Genomic DNA, 20,164 nt, shown 5'->3' with positions numbered 1-20,164 from the left:
ATTCTCCGCTTACAGCAGGGGGGCCGACTCTGGGGTGTTGAGGGCGTCGCTTTCCACCGGCTTGACCCGGCTGCCGTTAGACAGGCGCACCTGACCCGAAGTGACTATGGTTTCACCGGCTTCCAGGCCTTTTACCACGCGGGCGTAGTCCTGTTCACGCTCGGCCACTTCCACTACCCGCTGGCTGGCCACTTGCACGGTTTCGCCATCGTCGGTCTGCTCTTCTTTTACCACATACACGGTCTGGCCGTAGAGGGTGAAGTTAATGGCATGCTGAGGCACCAGAATCTGGTCAGTTTTCACCGGCAGCTGTACATCCAGCTTGGCAAACATGCCGGATCGCAGCTTGCCTTCGGGATTGGGAATGCTGGCCTGCACCTGCACCACACCGGACTCAGGGTTAATCTGCGGTTCAATGGCGGCAATTTCACCTTCAAACGGCGTATCCGGGTAGGCATCCACCAGAATATTCAGGGTTTGTCCTACCTTAATATCGGCAATGCGGGTCTGCGCAATGGTAAAGCGAATGCGGAACTGGCTGATGTCTTCCAGCCGGGCAATATCGGTGCCGGCATTCAGATACTGCCCCAGAAAGGCGTTACGAATACCCATCACCCCCTGAAAAGGCGCGCGAATGGTACGGCGCTCTATGGTGGCCTTGAGAGAGTCAATTTGCCCCAGCAGTTCCCGGTAGTTGGCGTTGGCCTCATCCAGCTGGCCCTGAGACACTGAGCCACGCTGGAACAGCTGACGCATACGCTCCAGGTTTGCCTGAACTGCAGGCAGGCGGCCCTCGGCACTGCGCAGGTTGGCTTTCTCTACATCGGCATCCAGTTCCAGCAGCACATCACCGGCTTTAACCTGCTGACCCGATTCAAAGTGAATGGCACGGACAATGCCGGCAGACTCGTTGCTGACGTTAATGCCCTGAATCGGCTCAATAAAGCCGATAGCAGCAATACGAGGAGTCCAGTCTTGTGGTGTTACTTCGGTAACGGTGACAGGAAAGCTGGGCACCGGCATATTGGCAAAATACTGGGCCATCATTTTTTGTTTGAACAGGTTAAAACCAATGACGCTGCCAAAGATAAGAATTACCAGCAGCAGCATGGACAGGGTCCACTTTTTCATCGAAGTCACTCCCGCGACGTGGTTGTTAGCGTTTTAAAATAGCGTTCCAGGCAGCATCCATCAGCTCATCAAAAATAGCATCACTCAGCTGAATGCAGCCCCGGGTGTGTTTTTGGGTAAGCAACATCAGGTTTTCCATGGCAAGAAAGCCCAGCAGCTCTGCCGGCAGATCCCGGAACAAGCCGGTTTCACGGCCGTGTTCAAAAAACTCGAACACCGGCTTGAAGTAACGTTCATCCATGCGCACTTCCTCCTCCCGTGTGAACAGGGGAGACGCTTCATACTGCACACGATAGAGCAGGCAGTCGGGGTTGCTCAGCAAATAATGCAGGCAGTTACGCCACAGCACGCGAAATTGCGCCAGGCAAGGCTGTTGCGTGTTCACCCCTTGCAGCAGCGCCTGAGATACATCCTGCAGCCGCTCTTCATGCACACAACGCAGCAGGCTTTCTTTATCCTTGAAATAGCGATAAATGGTGCCGGCGGCCACATTGGCCTCGTTGGCCACCTGCTGCATCGACATGCCCTGAAAACCTTTATGGGCGATCAGGTGTTCCGCTGCATTAAGAATGCGCTCGCGTTTGTTTACCATGTCTTGCTCATCGTCATTTGAAACCCAGAGTGAATGAACGTTCATTCCTCTTTTGAGGATTCTAGAGAATTACCGGCTCAAGTCAATTGTCTGCATCAGGCCTTATCATCACTTTAGTTAAAAAAAGCAGCAATGTGCTGATAAAAGCGACAGGCGTGTCTTGTTAGTAAAAAAGTACTGGACAGGGGCAGGGCTGACGCTTAGTATTCGCAGCGTCCAAATGTAGAGCGCCCGTAGCTCAGCTGGATAGAGCGCTGCCCTCCGGAGGCAGAGGTCACAGGTTCGAATCCTGTCGGGCGCGCCATTCGGTTTTGGACAAGGTAATACTGGTGACCGTAGCTCAGTTGGTAGAGTCCTGGATTGTGATTCCAGTTGTCGCGGGTTCGAGCCCCGTCGGTCACCCCAGTTTCAGGCCACGGCCTGGAAAGCAGTACACGATGCGAGGGTGGCGGAATTGGTAGACGCGCTAGCTTCAGGTGTTAGTGTCCTTACGGATGTGGGGGTTCAAGTCCCCCCCTTCGCACCACTGCTTTCAAACAGTTTAACGGCGTTTAGCGCAGCCTGGTAGTGTATCTCGTGTTTTGAGAATAAGCGGACCAGAGGGTCGCGACCCGAACAGATTTAAAGTAATACAACGTTTTCCGGCGTTTAGCGCAGCCTGGTAGCGCATCTGGTTTGGGACCAGAGGGTCGCAGGTTCGAATCCTGCAACGCCGACCAAATTAACCGACCTCAGGGTCGGTTTTTTTACGTCTGCAGCACGGCATCGGCATGACGCTGTTTAGCGCATTCGTGTTTTTCATTTTCCTTTCTTCTGTATACAGTTAGCGCCACACAGGGCGGGACTTGCGCGACAATTAACCATACAATGTGAGCCAGGTCTCTGTAATACACGGCTTTTTAATGGCTGACGAAACAAAACTCAAAAAAACCAAAAACACCAAGGCGGGTGGTGCCACCCAGGTTCAGTCCCTGTCCCGGGCGCTGCTGCTGCTGGAACGGCTGGCCGCCTCTGATATGGGCATGTCGCTGACCGACGTGGCCGGCAGCCTGGGGCTGGCACCTTCTACCGCCCATCGCCTGCTGAACAGCCTGCGCAGCTATGACTTTGTCGATCTTGATGATACTCAGGGATTGTGGAGCATAGGCGTTAATGCCTTTTCCATCGGTAATGCCTACCTTAAAAAGCGCGATTTTATTGCCCAGGCCAGGCCGCATATGAAGCGGCTGGTGGCAGAAACCGGTGAAACCTCCAACCTGGCCATTCTGGAGCAGGGCAGCGTGGTTTATGTGGGCCAGGTGGAATCCCCCCAGACCATGCGTATGGTGGTGTCTCTGGGCAGCCGCTCGCCAGTGCATGCCGCCGGCGTGGGCAAGGCGCTGCTGTCGGCCCTGCCCATGAAAGAGGCGCTGGAGCTGGTACGTAATGGCGGTATGAAAGCCTACACAGAGCACACCATTATCAACCCCAGCCAGTTTGAGCAGGAACTGGTTAAAATTGCCCGTCAGGGGTATTCCCTCGACGACGAGGAGCAGTTTGAAGGGCTGCGCTGCATTGCCGCCAACATTTATAACGAATACGGCGAGGCGGTGGCTGCCATTTCCATCTCGGGCCCGGCGGTGCGGGTAAAGTGGGAGCGCATTCCCCAGCTCAGTGCCCTGGTAATGGACGCTGCCAGGGAAGTGACGCAGGCGATTGGCGGCAAAACTCCCAAAGCAAACAGCCGAAAGCCGGAGACTGACCGCTAGCATGATGGGCTTCGTTCCAACCTGCCGATTTTATTCACTCATCTTGCTCTGGCTGGCCTAACGCTGCTGGCTGCCCCGGGTCAGGGCGGCGGGGTCAAGCAGTTCGCGCAGCTCGGCGTCAGACAGCTCGGTTTCTTCCTGCGCCACCTCAAGAACAGGGCGACCCTCGGCATAGGCTTTTTTGGCAATGACGGCGGCTTTTGCATAGCCGATCACCGGATTCAGCGCCGTGACCAGTATGGGATTGCGGGCCAGGTTTTTTTCAATGTGTGCCTCGTTCAGGATAAAGCCGTCAATGGCTTCTGCCAGCAGGGGCGTACAGTTGGCCAGCAGCTTGATCATGGTGAGCAGGTTGCTGGCCACCAGCGGCAGCATCACATTCAGCTGAAAATTGCCCGACTGCCCGGCAACGGTATTGGCGGCATCCAGGCCTATTACTTGCGCTGCCACCATGGCCACCGCCTCGGGAATAACCGGGTTGACCTTACCAGGCATAATGGATGAGCCCGGCTGCAGCGCCGGCAGCTGAATTTCGGCCACACCGGTGAGCGGTCCCGAGTTCATCCAGCGCAGATCGTTGGCAATTTTCATCAGTGCCACCGCCAGGGTTTTCAGCTGGCCCGACAGCTCCACCGCCGTGTCCTGGCTGCTGAGCGCATAGAAGTAGTCTTCTGCCGGACAAAACGCCTGGCCGGTGAGCTGATTGAGGTAGTCACAAGCCAGCCTGGCCTGACGCGGATCGGCATTGATACCGGTGCCGATGGCGGTGCCGCCAAGAGCAAGCTGCTGCAGCCGGCTCTGCAGCCCCTGCAGCCGGTCGCGGCCATATTGTATCTGAGTGGCCCAGCCACCCAGCTCCTGATCAAAGCGCAGGGGCATGGCATCCATCAGGTGAGTGCGGCCGGTTTTTACCTTGTTCTGCAGCTGTTCTCCTTTTCCCAGTATGGTTTGCTCCAGCTGGTGCAGCGCCGGCAGCAGATCCCGGCTGAAGGCGAGCGCCGCACTGACATGAATGGCCGACGGGATCACGTCATTGGAGCTCTGGCCCATGTTGACGTCGTCATTAGGGTGCACTGGCAGACCGGCATGGTCACTGGCAAGGTTCGCCAGTACTTCGTTAACGTTCATATTGGTGCTGGTGCCCGAGCCGGTCTGAAACACATCCACCGGAAAGGCATCGTCATGTTGACCCTGCATCACACTATGGGCGGCCTGAAGAATTGCATCGGCCTTGCTTTGTTCCAGCCGGCCAAGTTCACTATTGGCATGGGCACAGGCTGCCTTGATGGCTGCCACCGCATGAATAAAGCCGGCGGGAAGAGGGGTGCCTGAAATGGGAAAGTTGTTAATGGCGCGCTGGGTCTGAGCACCATAAAGGGCCTTGGCCGGCACCTCTATTTTGCCCATGGAGTCTTGCTCTGTTCGCATTTTCATTACTGCTTCCCCCTTTCATTTCAGGATGTTAGGAATACAAAGAACAGCTTAGCACTCCTTGCTGACGGTGAAAGCCCGCCTGCTCAAAAAACGCCGCCAGTGCCTCGGTTTGCTGTTCAGGCGCGTCGTTCAAATTCAGTTCCAGCCGGGTCAGGCCCTCTGCTTTGGCCTGCTCTTTCAGCCGGCGCAGCAGCTCGCTGCCTACGCCCCGGCGGCGGGTAATGTCCCGTACTGCAAAAAATACAATTTGCTCCTGCCGGTGCCACGCCATGGCCACCGCCTTATCGTTGAAGGTGGCCAGTAAAAAGGGCTGTTTCTCCGGCAGAGTATGCTGCTGCAGAATAAGTCCGGCATGCTGATGATGCTGCTCGGGAAGGTGAGTAAGCCGGTGTATGGTAAGGCGCATAATGCCGCTCCCTGATGATGAAAATACCTATTCTAACACGCGGCCGGTTCGACAAACGCCGGCCCGAGCGGCATCATGGCGGCGTGTTTTCTACCATGATGTTTGCAATGAGCTTTGATACCCGGGCGCACAACAGCGCCATGACCCATTTCGATCAGCACGACAGCTTCTGGCTGTTTGGTTATGGCTCCCTGATCTGGAAGGCAGACTTTGCCTTTATTGAACGCAGGCCCGCTTATATTGAAGGCTGGGCGCGGCGGTTCTGGCAGGGTTCTCATGATCACAGAGGCACGCCGGAGTTACCGGGGCGGGTGGCAACCCTGACCCGTCAGCCGGACGCGCTCTGTTATGGCATGGCCTATCGTATTGAGCCGGCGGTGCTGGCCGGGCTCGACCTCAGAGAAAAGAACGGCTATTTGCGGGAGCGGGTCATCATCCGGTTTGACGGCGGCCGGGGTGAGGAAGGGCTGATTTATCTTGCCACCGAAGATAATGCGGCTTTTTTGGGAGCCGCTCCGCTGAAGGAAATGGCAGCTCACATCGCCCGCGCTCACGGCCCCAGCGGCAGTAACCGGGAATATTTGCTGAATCTGGCGAGTGCGTTGGCTGCCCAGGGCGTGCACGACGAGCATGTATCCGCACTGGCCGCTTTGCTGCCGGCGGAAGGAGAGTATTAATGGAGTGTCGCTCCAATTGTGGTGCCTGTTGTATTGCACCCAGCATCAGTGCACCTTTGCCGGGCATGCCCAATGGTAAACCGGCGGGCGTGCCCTGTGCTCATTTAATGGCAGACATGCGCTGTGAGCTGTTCGGCAGGCCCGAGCGGCCGGCTTTGTGTGCCCGTTTCAACCCGGCCGAAGACGTATGCGGCACCAGCCGGGACAACGCCATCTGGCTTATCAGCGAGCTGGAAGCGGCGACGGCCTGACTGTTGCACTTGTGCAACGAAGCATCAGTGCGGTTGCACTCCGCCGACACGCTACAAGTACTTCCCTGTAACGCTCGAAAATGCCATCCATGGCATTTAATGGTCGGCTACGGCAATCCCCACTGCTGCTTCGGGTAGCATCGACGTTGCCTGCTGCTATTCGTCGATTTTGTGTTCTGAGAACGTCCTAACCCCGGCGCAGCCAGGGCAGGGGATCCACGGCCTGACCTTTGTAGCGTATTTCAAAATACAGGCCGGGCTTGTCCTGGCCGCCGCTTTCACCACTCAGAGCAATGGCCTGGCCGGCCTTGACCTTGTCACCGGGCCCCAGCAGTAAAGACTGATTATGACCGTAAAGGCTTAAATAACCTTTTCCGTGATCAATCACCATCACCATGCCAAAGCCGTTCAGCCAGTCGGCATACACGACCTGGCCATTGGCCACCGCACTGACTTGCCGTCCGGCGGGAGCGGAAATCAGCAGGCCTTTCCAGTTCAGTTCACTGGTCCGCGATGAGCCAAAGCGATGCTGCAGTTTGCCTTTCAGTGGCCAGGGCAGGCTGCCTTTGGCCAGGCCGCCAAAGTTTCCTTGAGTTTTGGCCACCACCGGCGTGTGACCCGAGGGGCCGGGCTGACGACGGGCAGCGGCTTCACGGCGTTCACGCTCCAGCCGTTCTCGTTCGGCGCGCTCGGCGGCGGCTTTTATCTGTTGTTCAAGGTGGCTGGCAGCCTGCTTGAGATTGGCCAGCCGGCGGTTACCCTGCTCCAGCTGAGCGTTAAGCTTTTTAGCGGTCTGGTTACGCTCATTTTGCCGTTGTTGCAGCGATTGTTGCTGTTGTTGCTGGCCTGCCAGCAGCGCTTTGAGCTGAACCCGGCTCTGCTCGGCCCGGCGGCGGTTATCCGCCAGCTGGCGGCGAATGTCGGCCAGTCTGTGCAGCGCATCGGCGCGGGCCTGGTTAAGGTGGGCGTAATAGTGCAGCAGACGGTCTATATCACTGCTGTCCTGACCATTAAGCAGCAGCTTCAGATAATCGTGGCGGCCATTCTGATAGGCAGCGCGCAGCTGTGTGGCCAGCTGCTGTTTTTGTTCATCAGCCTGACGGTTCAGGGCTTTGTGTTCCTGATCGAGCCGGGCCAGCTCCTGCTCGTTGCCTTTCAGCTTGTTGCGCGTCTGGTTCAGCTGTCGTGCCATGGCGGAAATGGCTTTTTCATCCTTGGCCAGCTGTTGCTGCAATGCCTTCAGCTCCCGCTGCTGAGTCTGAATATCCTTTTGCTGGCTGGCAATCTGTCCTTTTACATTGCCCAGGTCCTTGCTGTCGTCCGCCCATGCGCAAGCACCGGCCATCAGGCCGGTGCTCAGCAATAACGAAACAATCAGTCTTTGCGTGCCCATAGGGCCGTGATTATTTCAGAACCATCAGAGGCTTGCCAGTCATTTGCGGCGGAATCTCCAGCCCCATCAGGGTCAGTATGGTAGGGGCCAGATCGGACAGCCTGCCGCCTGCTACCGGCGTGGCATCCCGGCCGATGTAAATCAGCGGCACCGGCAGGTTGGTATGAGCGGTATGAGCCTGACCTGTCTGTGGGTTGACCATTTGCTCGGCATTGCCGTGATCGGCGGTGATCAGGGCTTCGCCACCGACTTTCTCCAGGGCTTTCACCACCCGGCCAATAGATCTGTCTACCGCTTCGCAGGCTTTGACCGCCGCTTCAAATACACCGGTATGACCTACCATGTCACCGTTGGGGTAGTTGCAGATAATGACGTCGAACTCGCCGCTTTCAATGGCGTCTACCAGCTTGTCGGTGAGCTGCTCAGAGTTCATTTCCGGCTGCAGATCATAGGTGGCCACCTGAGGGCTTGGAATCAACTCGCGCTGTTCGCCCCTGAAACAGTCTTCCATGCCGCCATTAAAGAAGAAGGTAACATGAGCGTATTTCTCGGTTTCAGAGATGCGCAGCTGGGTCTTGTTGTGATTGGCCAGCCACTCTCCGAGGGTGTTTTCCAGCCGGACCGGCGGATAGGCGCAACTGGTGTGAATATCGGCAGCATATTCAGTGAGCATCACAAAATCGGACAGGGCCGGATAGTGGCTGCGTTCAAAGCCGGCGAAGTCGCTCTCCACAAAGGCACGGGTCAGCTCCCGGGCCCGGTCGGCACGAAAGTTCATAAAGATGACGGCGTCATCATCCTGCATGATAACCGGCTCGCCGATCACAGTGGCGTTTACGAACTCGTCGTTCTCGTCTCTGTGATAGGCTGCCTGTAAGGCAGCAGGACCTGATCCGGCGCTGTATTCCGCCTTGCCCTGAGTCAGCAGATCATAGGCAATTTGCACCCGCTCCCAGCGGTTGTCCCTGTCCATGGCGTAGTAGCGGCCAATGACGGAGGCCAGCCGGCCTTTACCCAGTTTTGTAAACAAATCGTCAAAACGTTGGAGTGAACTCATGGCTGAACGCGGGGCCACATCCCGGCCGTCGAGAAAGCCATGCAGATAGATTTGTTCGGCACCGCGCTGGGCGGCCAGTTCAATCATGGCAGCAATATGATCTTCATGGCTGTGCACGCCACCGGGCGACAGCAGGCCCATAATATGCACCGCTTTGCCCTTGCTCACGGCACCATCCACCGCCTTGGTCAGGGCCGAGTTAGTAAAGAAGTCGCCGTCTTTAATGGCCTTGCCGATGCGGGTGAAGTCCTGATAAACAATGCGGCCGGCACCAATATTGACGTGACCTACTTCCGAGTTGCCCATCTGCCCGTCGGGCAGACCCACATCGTCACCTGACGTGGAGATCAGGGTGGAAGGCCGGTTCTTCATCAGGCCGTCGAGCACGGGAGTATGAGCGCTGTGAATGGCGTTATGTTCGGTTTTTTCGCTGTACCCCCAGCCGTCGAGAATCAGCAGTACCAGGGGTTTTTTGGTCGAGTTCATGGTGTAACCCTATATCGTTATTTAAAGTGTCATGCGATGAAAACTGAAACTGTGTGTCATTTTACTACAATTGCCGAATTGGTCACCAGACAAGGGGTGTGGGATTTGCCATTGGGTGATCCGTCCCGCATTTGGGCGGACAGCGGCGGCTGTTATTTGATGTTTCCCCATGTATACTCGGGCTTTTCCGTCTTTAATTCGCAAGAAGTAACATCATGCAAGAATACCTTGATTTTGCCGGCCGGCATCCGCTGCTGAGCATGGTTTGGCTGGGGTTGGCCATGGCAGTGATATATACCTTTATCATTGCCCGTTTTTCCAAGGTGAAGGTGATTCCGGCTCAGGAAGCGGTCATGCTGATTAACAAGCAGAATGCTGCCGTGGTGGATATTCGGACCGCAGAAGAATTCCGCAAAGGCCATATTGCCGGTGCCATTAATGTACCCAACAGTCAGCTGAAGGCCAACAACCTCAATCTGATTGAAAAGTATAAAGACAAACCGCTGGTGCTGGTCTGTGAAAGCGGCATGACCACCTCCGGAGCCGGCCGCCTGCTGAGCAAGGCGGGCTTCAGCCAGGTTCATACTTTGCGCGGCGGCATGACCGACTGGCGCACTCAGAACCTGCCGGTGACCACCAAGCGTTAATTTTTATAACCCATTGAGCAAAAGGATAGTTTCATGGCTGAAGCAGCAAACGGTGCCGACACTCAGGCGCAACAACAGGTAGAATTTCAGATCCAGCGTATTTATCTGAAAGACGTTTCCTTTGAAGCACCGGGTACGCCCGTGGTGTTCCAGAAGGAATGGAAACCTGAAGTTAAACTGGATCTCGACACCAAAAGCGCCCGCCTGGGTGACAATGTATTTGAAGTGGTGCTGACCCTGACCGTCACCTGCAACATGGGCGAAAACGAAACCGTTTACCTGTGTGAAATTCAGCAGGCTGGTGTGTTCACCATCGGTAACATGGCCGAGCCGCAGCTGGCTCATTGCCTGGGTTCTTTCTGCCCCAATATTCTGTTCCCCTATGCCCGTGAAACTGTATCCGGTCTGGTGAACAAGGGCTCCTTCCCACAGCTGAATCTGGCGCCGGTCAACTTTGATGCTCTGTTTGCCGCTCATATGCAGCGCGCTCAGGAGCAACAGCAGCAGGCCGATGCCTGATGACCCGGCAGGCTGCCATTTCAGTGCTGGGGGCCGGCTCTTACGGCACGGCCCTGGCTATTGCGCTGGCCCGCAACGGCCACCGTACCCTGCTGTGGAGCCACAGGCCCGAGCAGGTGGCCACGCTGGCGGCAGACCGTTGTAACAAGGTTTTTCTGCCCGATGCGGCCTTTCCCGACAGCCTGATACCGAACGCGGATCTGCAGCAAGTGGTGCAGGCCAGCCGCAATTTGCTGATTGTGGTGCCCAGCCATGTGTTTGCCGATGTGTTACGCCAAATAAAGCCGTTTTTGCGCCCGGACAGTCGTATTGCCTGGGCAACCAAGGGGCTGGATCCGGATACCGGCAACCTGCTGCAGCAGGTTGCGACCGATATTCTGGGTGAAAACAGGGCGCTGGCGGTATTGTCGGGGCCAACCTTTGCCAAAGAGCTGGCCATGGGCCTGCCCACGGCTATTTCCCTGGCATCCAACGATGCCGGCTTTGCCAGAGAGCTGGCCGATCTGCTGCACTGTGGCCGCTCGTTCCGGGTATATCTGAACGACGATATGGTGGGGCTGCAGCTGGGCGGTGCCGTCAAAAACGTGATTGCCATTGGTGCCGGTCTGGCAGACGGGCTGGGTTTTGGTGCCAATGCCCGCACTGCGCTTATCACTCGCGGGCTGGCCGAGCTGCAACGTCTGGGCGTGGCCCTGGGTGCTCAGCAGGAAACCTTTATGGGCATGGCCGGGCTGGGTGATCTGGTGCTGACCTGCACTGATAACCAGTCCCGTAACCGTCGTTTTGGCCTGGCACTGGGGCAGGGCAAGAGCGTAGATACCGCCATGACCGAAATCGGGCAGGTGGTGGAAGGCTACCGCAATGCCGCCGAGGTGCATCAGCTGGCGGGCCGCCACGGGGTGGAAATGCCCATTTGCGATCAGGTATACCGAGTGCTGTATGAAGGCAAGAACGCCAAAGAGGCCGCCATTGCCCTGCTCAGCCGGGATCGCAAAGCGGAGTAGCAGAGCTGGAAGCTTGAAGCAGGCAGCACGAAGCATCAGTGCGGTTGCACTCCGCCGACACGCTACAAGTACTTCCCTGTAACGCTCGAAAATGCCATCCATGGCATTTAATGGTCGGCTACGGCAATCCCCACTGCTGCTTCGAGTAATATCTGCGTGTTCTGCTTGCAATCAGTCAGTTCAGGGTAACCCAAGGGCGGAGTAGTAAACCCGAAGCAAACAAAAAAGGAGCCTAATGGCTCCTTTTTGCTTTGGGGCGAAGGCACTCAGTAGTAGGAGTGGTCGCCGCGCTGGTGCTCGGTGGCGTCACGCACGCCGTTGAGTTCACCCGGGAACAGCTCGAGCAGTTGCTTCTCTATGCCTTCCTTCAGGGTCACGTCTACCATGGAGCAACCGTTACAGCCGCCGCCAAACTGCAGAATGGCCAGACCGTCTTCGGTGATCTCGGTCAGCACTACCTGACCGCCGTGACTGGCCAGCCCGGGGTTGATCTGGGACTGCAGCACATATTCGACCCGGTCGGCCAGAGGGGCATCATCCGGCACCTTGCTCATTTTGGCATTGGGAGCTTTCAGGGTCAGCTGAGAGCCCATCTGATCGGTGACGAAATCAATTTCGGCTTCTTCCAGAAAGGGGGCGCTTTGCGGGTCAACCACGGCTTCAAAACCATCAAACTGCAGATGGGTATCTTCCGGATCCACTGCATCGGGAGGACAGTAAGAAACGCCGCACTCGGCATTGGGTGTGCCGGGGTTAACCACAAACACGCGAATATTGGTGCCTTCCGGTTGCTGCGACAGCAGCTTGCAGAAGTGCCCCTGGGCGGTTTCGGAAATCGTAATCATCGCTATCCTCGTAAACCTGACTAAACAACTCAACTTTAAATCATACTCCTGTTGCCAGCGCTTGAATAGTGATCAGCGTTCAAGAGTGCGGCACACTGCCCAGACTTCGACGGTTTCCACGCCATTGTCGTGCAGCAAGTGAGTCAGCTCCGTCATGGTGGATCCGGTGGTGATCACATCGTCCAGCAGGGCGACGTGGCGATAGCGGCAGTTAGCAACAGCAAAGGCTCCGGTCAGATTGCGCCGGCGCTCTGCTCTGCTCAGATGGGTTTGCGCTGCGGTGGCACGCACCCGACGCAGCATCCGGCTATCTATGTGCAAATCCAGGCATGACTGCAGGCCACGGGCTATTTCATGGCTCTGGTTAAAGCCCCGGCGCAACTGTCGCCACCAGTGCAGCGGCACCGGCAGTATGGCTTCAGGCCATGGCGGGGTCAGCTCAGCAGCCAGCAAGTGCCCCAGCAGGCGGCCATTGAGCATTTTTCCGTGATATTTCAGATCGTGGATCAGCCGGTTAAAGGGAGCATCAAAAGGGGCCAGCACTCGCATGCGCTGCCAGGCCGGCGGCTGTTTCTGACAGCGGCCACAGTGGGCATCGTCTACTGGCAGCGGAAAAGCACAACCCGGGCAGGGATAAGTCAGCACCGGCAGACCGGTGCGGCAATGCCGGCATAACAATGGCTGCTCATCACAGTCCTGCCGGCACAACAGGCACTGTCCCTGCCACAGCGGGCCGGATTGTAAGCGGGCCAGCAGGGGCCGTATGATGGGCCGGAGACGATAAGGAAACATGTAATGAGTGTATATACAGAACGGCGGGGCAGTGGCCCTGATTTGGTGTTGCTGCATGGCTGGGGCATGAACGGCGGCGTCTGGCATGAGCTGGCCGGCAGGCTGGAAAGTGATTTTTGTCTGCATATGGTGGACTTGCCGGGATTTGGCCACAGCGCGCCGTTGCCAGCAGGCAGCTCTTTGGCTGACTGGGCCGCCAGTGTACTGAAAGTGGTGCCGGAACACGCCGCCTGGCTGGGCTGGTCGCTGGGCGGGCTGGTGGCTACTCAGGCGGCACTGCAGGCACCACAGCGGCTAAGCGCGTTAATTACCCTGGCAAGTTCGCCCCGCTTTGTCAGTGAAGCGGGCTGGCCCGGTATTAAGCCCGAGGTGCTGAGTGGTTTTGAACAGCAACTGACAGAGGACCATCAGCAGGTAGTGAACCGTTTCCTGGCACTGCAGGCCATGGGCAGCGAGCATGCCAGAGAAGACATTCGTCGGCTGCGTAACAGTCTGGCCAGCCGGCCGGCACCGGATCCCCGGGCACTGGCAGCTGGCCTTGGTCTGCTGGGCGAGACTGACCTTCGGGCCCAGCTGGCACAGCTGGAGATGCCGCTGCTACGGCTTTATGGCCGGCTTGATGGTCTGGTGCCGCGCAAGGCGGCGGTGCTGACCGACGAGCTGGCACCTGACAGTGACAGCCATATTGAGCCCAAAGCCTCTCACGCGCCCTTTATTTCTCACCCCGATGCCACTGCGGACAGAATAAGAGACTTTTTGCACCGGCTGAAGTGAGCCAGCTTGCTGCCCCGCCGGACGCTCTGGGCTATAGTCAGAACTGACAGGCAATCTCGCCTTGAAGGAAACCGTTATGGCCATACCCGTCATTCTGCCCAATATGCCGCCCAATCCGGCCCAGCCCGCCACCGAGGCGGCCCGGGCAGATAATGTGCGCCGCCCTGCCATCCCGGTTATTCGGGCGGTACAGCCTTATGTGGCCATTCGTCAGCGTGACCGGCAACGCCAGCGCAGCCGGCGGGAAGAAGCCTTTGAAGCCTGGCTGAGTCTGCATCAGGGCGCGGTTTGTCTGATTGGCACCAGCCCGGCCATGAGCCGCCGGCTGGAAGTGATCAACCGGCGTTATCACGACCTGGAAGGGCAGGCGGATGCCGTGCTGGATGTGGAGGTCTGACGACCGCGCAGTGGCCGTTGACTGAAAATAGAAATAATCCGGCGCTGTGTGTAAAATTCGTGCTCTTTTTGCTGAACAACGAGATCACGTCATGGGCAGAGCCTATCAAAACCGCAAAGAATCCATCGCCAAGACCGCCAATGCCAAGAGCAAGGTCTACAGCAAATACGGCCGCGAAATTTACGTGGTCGCCAAAGCCGGCGGTGCCGACCCCGATGGTAACCTGAGCCTGCGTGGCCTGATCGAACGCGCCAAAAAAGACCAGGTGCCCACCCATGTAATTGAAAAAGCCCTGCAAAAGGCCACCAGCGGTGCCGGTGAAGATTTTTCACCCGCCCGCTATGAAGGCTTTGGCCCGGGCAACTGCATGGTGATTGTGGACTGCCTGACCGACAACCCCAACCGTACCATTGGTGACGTGCGTCAGTGCTTTAACAAGGTCAAGGCCAAGCTGGGTACTTCGGGCACAGTGAGCCACATGTTTGATCACTGCGCGATTCTGGTATTTGACGGTGACGACGAAGAGGCCGTACTGGAAGCCCTGATGATGGCTGATGTAGATGTAACTGACATTGAGCTGGAAGACGGCAAGATCACCGTCTTTGCGCCCAATACCGAATATGCCAAGGCCAAACAAGCGCTGATCGATGCTTTTGAAGGCATCGACTTTGAGGTGGATGCCATTCAGTTTGTGCCCCAGACCACGGTAGAAATCAGCGGTGATGATGTGGCTCAGATGGAGCGCTTTCTTGATATGCTCAACGATGTGGACGACGTTCAGAACGTGTATCACAACGCCGAATACTGATACATCCTTACTCTGTAAACCTATCGTCACAGGGGCAGCCGGCAGGCTGCCCCTTTTGCGCTCTCAGTACACATCTTCCCGGTATCGGCCTTCCGCCTTGAGGGTCTGCACATCCAGCCCCAGGGGAGCCATTATCCGGTTTAGTGTCTCCGCGACGCTGTTGGTAAATCATCATAAGCCGAGAGATCGCTGTTTTCACTGAATTCCACTTCCAGGCTGCGAATACGCAGGGAAGCCGGTGCATATTTCGCTTCTATCCGGTTACCGTGCCGGTCCCGGCCCTTGACCTCATAGCAGCCGTCATCCACTTTAATGCGGTGCACCTGCCAGCCGTGCTGCTCCACCATCTGGCGCAGGTTTTCACGGGGCTGCCAGTCTGCAACGGCATCGTGACAGTCGTCATCGGCATGGGCACTGCCGGCGGCCAGCATCAGAGCCAGGGCGGTTGCGCTCAGGGAAAGATATTTCATGGTCTGTCTCCTTCTGGTGTCTTGTTTCAGTGTGCGCTGTTTTCCTGACAGACACCTGAATGTCATAAAAATGTGTGCTGATATTCGGTAATAACGGACAGCTTCAGCCGGCTGTCAGCCAAACGCGATATGCTTGAAGCAGACAGAGACCGACAGCGGGAAGAATCCATGCGTATATTACTGATTGAAGACAGTGCCGGACTGGGAGAGGCAATACGGGATCAGCTTGCCGATGATGGCCATGCGGTAGACTGGATGCAGCAGCTGGCACCTGCCCGTGCCTGCATCAGGACCACGGAATATGATCTGGTTCTGCTCGACCTGATGCTGCCCGACGGTGCCGGGCTGGACTTTCTGCGCTGGCTGCGGGCATTACCTGCCGGGACGTCGGGAGCTGTTACTCCCGTGATTATTCTGACCGCCCGGGATCGTATTTCCGACAGGATTGAAGGACTTAATGCCGGTGCCGACGACTATCTGGTCAAGCCGTTTGATCTTGCCGAACTGACCGCGCGTATTCATGCCGTGACCCGGCGTTACCATGGTCACTCTAACCCGCGGCTGCAGATAGGCGATCTGGAGGTGGATCTGAATGAGCACGCCGTCTGGCGAGCAGAGCAGCGCATTGAGCTCACCGCCCGTGAGTGGGCACTGCTGGAGGCGTTTCTGCAACGGCCCGGAACCCTGTTGTCCAAGACACAGCTGGAAGATCATCTCTATGCGTTTGGTGCTGAAATTGAGAGCAACACCATAGAAGTATATGTCAGCCGGTTACGCAAACGTCTGGGGCGCGGGCTGATTGAAACAGTGCGTGGCATGGGCTACCGGCTGGTACGGCCATGAGTGGTTCCACCAGCCTTCAGCGCCGCCTGGGCCTTGGTCTGACCCTGGGCGTGTCTTTATTGTGGTTGCTGGCCACCCTGGCATCCGGGGTGGTGGTACGTAACGAGCTGGATGCGGCCTTTGACAGTGCCATGGAAGAAACGGCCCAGCGCATACTGCCGCTGGCAGTGACTGAAATTGTAAACAGAGAGCTGCCGGGCCTGTCGCAGCAAATTGCCATGCTGCGGCCGCATACCGAAATGCTCAGTTATCTGGTGCGTGATGCCAGTGGCACAGTGTTGCTGCAGTCTCATGATGTTAACCCGGCGCTGTTTGCCGCGCGTCCGGTAACCGGATTCCGTACCTCGGACAGTCATCGTATCTATGGTGAAGCTGCGGTGAGTAATACCATTTTTATTGAGGTGGCGGAGCCGCTTGCGCACCGGCAGGAAACGGCGCGGCAAGCGGTGATGGCGCTGCTGGCACCATTGTTACTGCTGATCCCGCTCAGTCTTGCCGGTATCTGGCTGTGGGTGCGCAGCAGCCTGCGCCCTGTGCTGGCTTACAAAACGGCCATTGAAACCCGCGGAGCAGGTGATTTGTCACCGGTTACCCAGATAGCGCTGCCTGAAGAGATTGAGCCGGTGGCACAGGCTGTGGATCAGCTGATGGAGCGGCTGCGCCGGGCGCTGGAGTCGGAACGCAGCTTTACCGCCAACAGCGCCCATGAGTTGCGCACTCCGCTGGCCGCCGCGCTGGCTCAGGTACAGCGGTTGCGGCAGGAAGCACCGGAAACTCAGTGGCAGCAGCGAATTGATCATATTGAGGCGTTACTTCAGCGGCTGGCGCGCCTGTCGGAAAAGCTGATGCAGCTGGCCAAGGCAGAAGGCGGAGCCTTGCTGGCCACCGAGCCGCATAACGCTGTGGCTGTTATCAGGCTGGTGGCCAGTGAGTTCCGGCATGATCCGGCAGGATGGCGTCTGCAGCTGGAGCTGCCGCAGACGGGTGCTGTGATGACCACACTCGATATGGATGCGGTTGCCATTCTGGTGCGTAACCTGATTGAAAACGCGCTTAAATACGGTGATGAGACGCAGCCGGTCAGGGTCAGTCTGTCGAGTGAGGGAAGGGTACGAGTCAGTAATGGCGGCCCGCCGGTGCCGGCGGATCAGCTGGCCGGACTGACCGCCCGCTTTGCCCGTGCTGCGGGGGCTCATGTGTCCCGTCCGGGGGCCGGCCTGGGACTGGCCATTGTGGATGCCATTGCCAGCGGTGCCGGCACTCGCCTGGTGTTGTCTTCACCGGCACCAGGACAGTCCGACGGCTTTGCTGCCGAAGTCATGCTGCCCGGTATTATGCCCCCCCACTGATGCTCACCATAGCGTGCCTTGGATCACATAATTGCTAACAATTTTTCTGTTTTTTGTGACTCAAGCACCTGCCTGAAAGCATGGTATATCGACGATTCAGAATGCCTTTCATCCTCTAAGTTTTTTTAAACTTTTGATTTTAATGACCTTAATTTTCTGTCCGATTACTTTTAGTACGCACTTCTCATGTCAACCAAACCTGTCTAAATGATTAACGCATCACTCACAAACAAGTTTACAAATCGTTAACGATGATTCCATAATCAAATCGTTAACGATTTATCAGGTTTGCTGTAAACAAGGAGTCAGTATGCGGATCAAGATTATCAACCCCAACACCACTCGAGCGTTTACCGATGCGCTGCAGCGACTGGCTGACAGCGTGGCCCGTCCCGATACCCAGGTGCTGGCGGTGAGCCCGGCCAGCGGTCCGGCCTCCATTGAAAGCTTTTACGACGAAGCCCTGGCGGTGCCCGGCGTGCTGGAAGAAATTGCCAAAGGGGATCGGGAAGAAAATATCGATGCTTATGTGCTGGCCTGCTTTGGCGACCCCGGCCTGTATGCGGCCCGCGAGCTGACCGACAAACCGGTACTGGGCATTGCCGAAGCCGCCTTTCACATGGCCAGCATGGCCGGTGCCTGCTTCAGCATTGTGACCACCGCGCCTCGTGTGCGCTTTATGACTGAGCATTTGGTCAGCCGTTACGGCTTTGGCGAGCATTGTAAAGGTGTTCGTACCACGCCCATGCGGGTGCTGGACCTGGCCACCTCGCCGGACACCGCCATCGCCAAGGTGATTGCCGAGTGCCGCAAGGCGATGGCAGAAGACAAGGCGGAGGCCATTGTGCTGGGCTGCGCCGGTATGTCGGCTTACCGGGAGTTTATTGAGCAGGAAATTGGCATTCCGGTGATCGACGGCACCGTGGCTGCACTCAAGCTGTGCGAAGCCATGGTGGACATGAAACTGGGCACCAGCAAGGTGCTGACCTTTAACTGGCCACGCCCCGAGCTGGCTGTGCAGGGCAAAGGATTGAAAATCGCCTGAGCCCACTCTGGAGCGCATGGCCAACGACGGCCAGCGCATGAATGAGGGCTTGCCCTCATGTGATGGAATACCGAGGACTAAACTATGGCTATTCAGAATATCAACAGCGAAGCCGCCATTCCCATGAACACCGGCAAGGCCCAACCGGCTCAGGCCGCCGGCAATGACAAAAAAGCCGGGGATGAATCCCTGGCACCGCAAAAGCACCGTATTATGGGCAGGGTGTCCTACCTGCTGGCCTGGTTCGGTGGTTGTGTGTCGATTGGCACCTTTACCATGGGCTCCAGCATTGTCGGCACCCTTAACCTCACTCAGGCGGTAGTGGCCATTGCCATTGGCTGTTTTGTCATTGGCATTGCTTTGGCACTGAACGGCGCTGCCGGTTACAAGTACGGCATTCCGTTTATGGTGCAGGCCCGGGCCGCCTTTGGCTTTTCCGGTACCCGTTTCCCGGGGTTAGTGCGGGCGGTGCCGGCCATTGTCTGGTACGGCTTTCAGAGCTGGATCGGGGCAGGGGCGCTGAATGCGGTGTCGGCCACCCTGTTTGGCTTTGACAATCTGGTGCTGTTCTTCGTGCTGTTCCAGTTCCTGCAGATTGGCCTGTCGATCTTTGGTTTCCAGGGCATCAAGTGGCTGGAAAACGTGGGCAGCGGCTTTATTCTGCTGGCGCTGGTGTACATGTTCTGGAGCGTGATCAACCGCTACGGCGACGAGATCACCGCCAACCTGGTGAATATGGAAGGCACCTGGGGCGTTCCCTTCTGGGGTGCGACCATGCTGTTTCTCGGTATTTACAGCACCATGATGCTGAACGTGAGCGACTACTCCCGTGAGCTGAAGGAAGGCACCAAGCCGGGCCTGCTCACCATCATCTATGCCATGTCCATTCTGCCCTGCACCCTGTTTATGGGCCTGATTGGCCTGATGGTGTCCGGTGCCACCGGTGTGTCCGACCCGATTCAGGTGTTCTCCAGCGCCGTCGACAACACGCCGCTGCTGGTGACCACCCTGCTGTTTATCGCCTTTGCTCAGGTGACCACCAACGTGCTCAATAACGTGGTACCGCCCACCTACATTCTGATGGACGTGTTCAAGCTGAAGTTCCGTACCTCCACCATACTGGTGGGTCTGCTGGCCTTCTGCACCTTCCCCTGGGAACTGGTGAAAGAAGAGTCGTCTGCCGGCCTGCAGCTGTTCGTACAGACCTACTCCGCCTTTCTCGGCCCGATCTTTGCGGTGATGGTAGTGGACTACTTCATCCTGCGCCGCCGCAAGCTGGATATCGACAAGCTGTATGACGAAAATGGTCCTTATAAAGGCGTGAACTATGCCGCCGTGATTGCCGCCCTCACCGGTGCCGTGGTGGCCCTGACCTTCTCTTCTGTCTCTTGGTACGCCAGTCTGATCCCGGCCGGCCTCACCTATTACCTGCTGATGCAGTACTGGCAGCCCTGTCAGCGCTTTCGCAACTAAGTCATTCAGCTCCGCACATCAGC

At 57.2% G+C, this 20,164-nt stretch carries 22 protein-coding genes and 4 tRNA genes; 17 read left to right on the top strand and 9 right to left on the bottom strand.

The genetic code is table 11. The features are described from left to right. Positions 1-9: 9 nt before the first annotated feature. Positions 10-1,131 carry an efflux RND transporter periplasmic adaptor subunit gene (locus R0I78_RS13360; protein ID WP_317075674.1) on the bottom strand — a complete coding sequence of 374 codons (1,122 nt, stop codon included), beginning with the start codon at positions 1,129-1,131 and terminating at the stop codon, positions 10-12. A 25-nt stretch (positions 1,132-1,156) separates the two neighbouring features. Continuing rightward, positions 1,157-1,723, bottom strand: a complete 567-nt coding sequence (locus R0I78_RS13355) for a TetR/AcrR family transcriptional regulator (protein ID WP_317075673.1) — start codon at positions 1,721-1,723, stop codon at positions 1,157-1,159. A gap of 227 nt (positions 1,724-1,950) precedes the next feature. Between R0I78_RS13355 and R0I78_RS13350 the strand changes: the two genes are divergently transcribed. From R0I78_RS13350 to R0I78_RS13330, 5 genes are all read left to right on the top strand, one after another. Continuing rightward, positions 1,951-2,027, top strand: a tRNA-Arg gene (locus R0I78_RS13350). Positions 2,028-2,052: 25 nt separating this feature from the next. Beyond that, positions 2,053-2,128 (top strand) — tRNA-His (locus tag R0I78_RS13345). A 34-nt stretch (positions 2,129-2,162) separates the two neighbouring features. After that, positions 2,163-2,249, top strand: a tRNA-Leu gene (locus tag R0I78_RS13340). 116 nt (positions 2,250-2,365) lie between these two features. Further along, positions 2,366-2,442 (top strand) — tRNA-Pro (locus R0I78_RS13335). Positions 2,443-2,625: 183 nt separating this feature from the next. Continuing rightward, the gene (locus tag R0I78_RS13330) at positions 2,626-3,471 is read left to right on the top strand and encodes an IclR family transcriptional regulator (protein ID WP_317075672.1); all 846 of its coding nucleotides are present in this window, start codon (positions 2,626-2,628) and stop codon (positions 3,469-3,471) included. Between the two features lie 57 nt (positions 3,472-3,528). Here the strand turns inward: R0I78_RS13330 and R0I78_RS13325 are convergent, their stop codons facing one another. Then, positions 3,529-4,905 (bottom strand): class II fumarate hydratase, encoded by a 1,377-nt coding sequence (locus tag R0I78_RS13325; protein ID WP_026344796.1) that lies wholly within the window; start codon positions 4,903-4,905, stop codon positions 3,529-3,531. A 28-nt stretch (positions 4,906-4,933) separates the two neighbouring features. After that, positions 4,934-5,311, bottom strand: a complete 378-nt coding sequence (locus tag R0I78_RS13320) for an acetyl-CoA sensor PanZ family protein (protein ID WP_019934716.1) — start codon at positions 5,309-5,311, stop codon at positions 4,934-4,936. A 14-nt stretch (positions 5,312-5,325) separates the two neighbouring features. Between R0I78_RS13320 and R0I78_RS13315 the strand changes: the two genes are divergently transcribed. Together R0I78_RS13315 and R0I78_RS13310 are read left to right on the top strand one after the other, a co-directional pair. Then, entirely contained in the window at positions 5,326-5,988 is a 663-nt protein-coding gene (locus R0I78_RS13315) for a gamma-glutamylcyclotransferase (protein ID WP_317075671.1), read from the top strand. Continuing rightward, complete coding sequence (locus R0I78_RS13310) at positions 5,988-6,239, top strand: YkgJ family cysteine cluster protein (RefSeq protein ID WP_019934718.1); 252 nt, start codon at positions 5,988-5,990, stop codon at positions 6,237-6,239. The genes R0I78_RS13315 and R0I78_RS13310 overlap by 1 nt, the downstream gene beginning before the upstream one ends. Before the next feature lie 187 nt (positions 6,240-6,426). Here the strand turns inward: R0I78_RS13310 and envC are convergent, their stop codons facing one another. Further along, the gene (gene envC / locus R0I78_RS13305) at positions 6,427-7,632 is read right to left on the bottom strand and encodes a murein hydrolase activator EnvC (protein ID WP_019934719.1); all 1,206 of its coding nucleotides are present in this window, start codon (positions 7,630-7,632) and stop codon (positions 6,427-6,429) included. 10 nt (positions 7,633-7,642) lie between these two features. Next, positions 7,643-9,175 carry a 2,3-bisphosphoglycerate-independent phosphoglycerate mutase gene (gpmM, locus tag R0I78_RS13300; protein ID WP_317075670.1) on the bottom strand — a complete coding sequence of 511 codons (1,533 nt, stop codon included), beginning with the start codon at positions 9,173-9,175 and terminating at the stop codon, positions 7,643-7,645. A gap of 215 nt (positions 9,176-9,390) precedes the next feature. Between gpmM and R0I78_RS13295 the strand changes: the two genes are divergently transcribed. From R0I78_RS13295 to gpsA, 3 genes are read left to right on the top strand one after another with little or no spacing between them, the layout of a single operon-like run. Continuing rightward, positions 9,391-9,822, top strand: a complete 432-nt coding sequence (locus R0I78_RS13295; RefSeq protein WP_019934721.1) for a rhodanese-like domain-containing protein — start codon at positions 9,391-9,393, stop codon at positions 9,820-9,822. Positions 9,823-9,855: 33 nt separating this feature from the next. Then, positions 9,856-10,341 carry a protein-export chaperone SecB gene (secB, locus tag R0I78_RS13290; protein ID WP_019934722.1) on the top strand — a complete coding sequence of 162 codons (486 nt, stop codon included), beginning with the start codon at positions 9,856-9,858 and terminating at the stop codon, positions 10,339-10,341. Further along, positions 10,341-11,345, top strand: coding sequence for an NAD(P)H-dependent glycerol-3-phosphate dehydrogenase (gene gpsA, locus R0I78_RS13285; RefSeq protein ID WP_317075669.1), 1,005 nt, complete (start codon positions 10,341-10,343; stop codon positions 11,343-11,345). The genes secB and gpsA overlap by 1 nt, the downstream gene beginning before the upstream one ends. Before the next feature lie 266 nt (positions 11,346-11,611). Here gpsA and nfuA read toward each other — a convergent pair whose 3' ends face one another. Both nfuA and R0I78_RS13275 read right to left on the bottom strand, forming a co-directional pair. After that, positions 11,612-12,190 (bottom strand): Fe-S biogenesis protein NfuA, encoded by a 579-nt coding sequence (gene nfuA, locus R0I78_RS13280; RefSeq protein ID WP_019934724.1) that lies wholly within the window; start codon positions 12,188-12,190, stop codon positions 11,612-11,614. Positions 12,191-12,262: 72 nt separating this feature from the next. Then, on the bottom strand, positions 12,263-12,958 hold the full coding sequence (locus tag R0I78_RS13275; protein ID WP_317075695.1) for a ComF family protein: 696 nt from the start codon (positions 12,956-12,958) through the stop codon (positions 12,263-12,265). 27 nt (positions 12,959-12,985) lie between these two features. On the opposite strand from R0I78_RS13275, the gene bioH reads away from it, so the two are divergent. From bioH to R0I78_RS13260, 3 genes are all read left to right on the top strand, one after another. After that, a complete protein-coding gene (gene bioH, locus R0I78_RS13270) occupies positions 12,986-13,756 on the top strand; it encodes a pimeloyl-ACP methyl ester esterase BioH (protein WP_019934726.1) in 771 nt (256 codons plus the stop codon). A gap of 76 nt (positions 13,757-13,832) precedes the next feature. After that, positions 13,833-14,153 carry a hypothetical protein gene (locus tag R0I78_RS13265; RefSeq protein WP_317075668.1) on the top strand — a complete coding sequence of 107 codons (321 nt, stop codon included), beginning with the start codon at positions 13,833-13,835 and terminating at the stop codon, positions 14,151-14,153. Positions 14,154-14,244: 91 nt separating this feature from the next. Further along, the gene (locus tag R0I78_RS13260; protein WP_019934728.1) at positions 14,245-14,961 is read left to right on the top strand and encodes a YebC/PmpR family DNA-binding transcriptional regulator; all 717 of its coding nucleotides are present in this window, start codon (positions 14,245-14,247) and stop codon (positions 14,959-14,961) included. A gap of 140 nt (positions 14,962-15,101) precedes the next feature. Here R0I78_RS13260 and R0I78_RS13255 read toward each other — a convergent pair whose 3' ends face one another. Continuing rightward, positions 15,102-15,431 carry a PepSY domain-containing protein gene (locus tag R0I78_RS13255; protein ID WP_317075667.1) on the bottom strand — a complete coding sequence of 110 codons (330 nt, stop codon included), beginning with the start codon at positions 15,429-15,431 and terminating at the stop codon, positions 15,102-15,104. A 168-nt stretch (positions 15,432-15,599) separates the two neighbouring features. On the opposite strand from R0I78_RS13255, the gene R0I78_RS13250 reads away from it, so the two are divergent. From R0I78_RS13250 to R0I78_RS13235, 4 genes are all read left to right on the top strand, one after another. Beyond that, on the top strand, positions 15,600-16,274 hold the full coding sequence (locus R0I78_RS13250) for a response regulator transcription factor (protein WP_317075666.1): 675 nt from the start codon (positions 15,600-15,602) through the stop codon (positions 16,272-16,274). After that, a complete protein-coding gene (locus R0I78_RS13245; RefSeq protein ID WP_019934733.1) occupies positions 16,271-17,623 on the top strand; it encodes an ATP-binding protein in 1,353 nt (450 codons plus the stop codon). Before R0I78_RS13250 ends, R0I78_RS13245 begins: the two co-directional genes overlap by 4 nt. 310 nt (positions 17,624-17,933) lie before the next feature. Continuing rightward, positions 17,934-18,668, top strand: a complete 735-nt coding sequence (locus tag R0I78_RS13240; protein ID WP_317075665.1) for an aspartate/glutamate racemase family protein — start codon at positions 17,934-17,936, stop codon at positions 18,666-18,668. Between the two features lie 84 nt (positions 18,669-18,752). Then, the gene (locus R0I78_RS13235; RefSeq protein WP_317075664.1) at positions 18,753-20,141 is read left to right on the top strand and encodes an NCS1 family transporter; all 1,389 of its coding nucleotides are present in this window, start codon (positions 18,753-18,755) and stop codon (positions 20,139-20,141) included. The last annotated feature ends 23 nt before the right edge of the window (positions 20,142-20,164 follow it).

Source organism: Oceanimonas sp. CAM02 (genome assembly GCF_032842915.1).
GTDB classification, from domain to species: domain Bacteria; phylum Pseudomonadota; class Gammaproteobacteria; order Enterobacterales; family Aeromonadaceae; genus Oceanimonas; species Oceanimonas smirnovii.
Note: the sequence above shows the minus strand (reverse complement) of the source record. Positions and strands in the feature narration are given on the sequence as shown.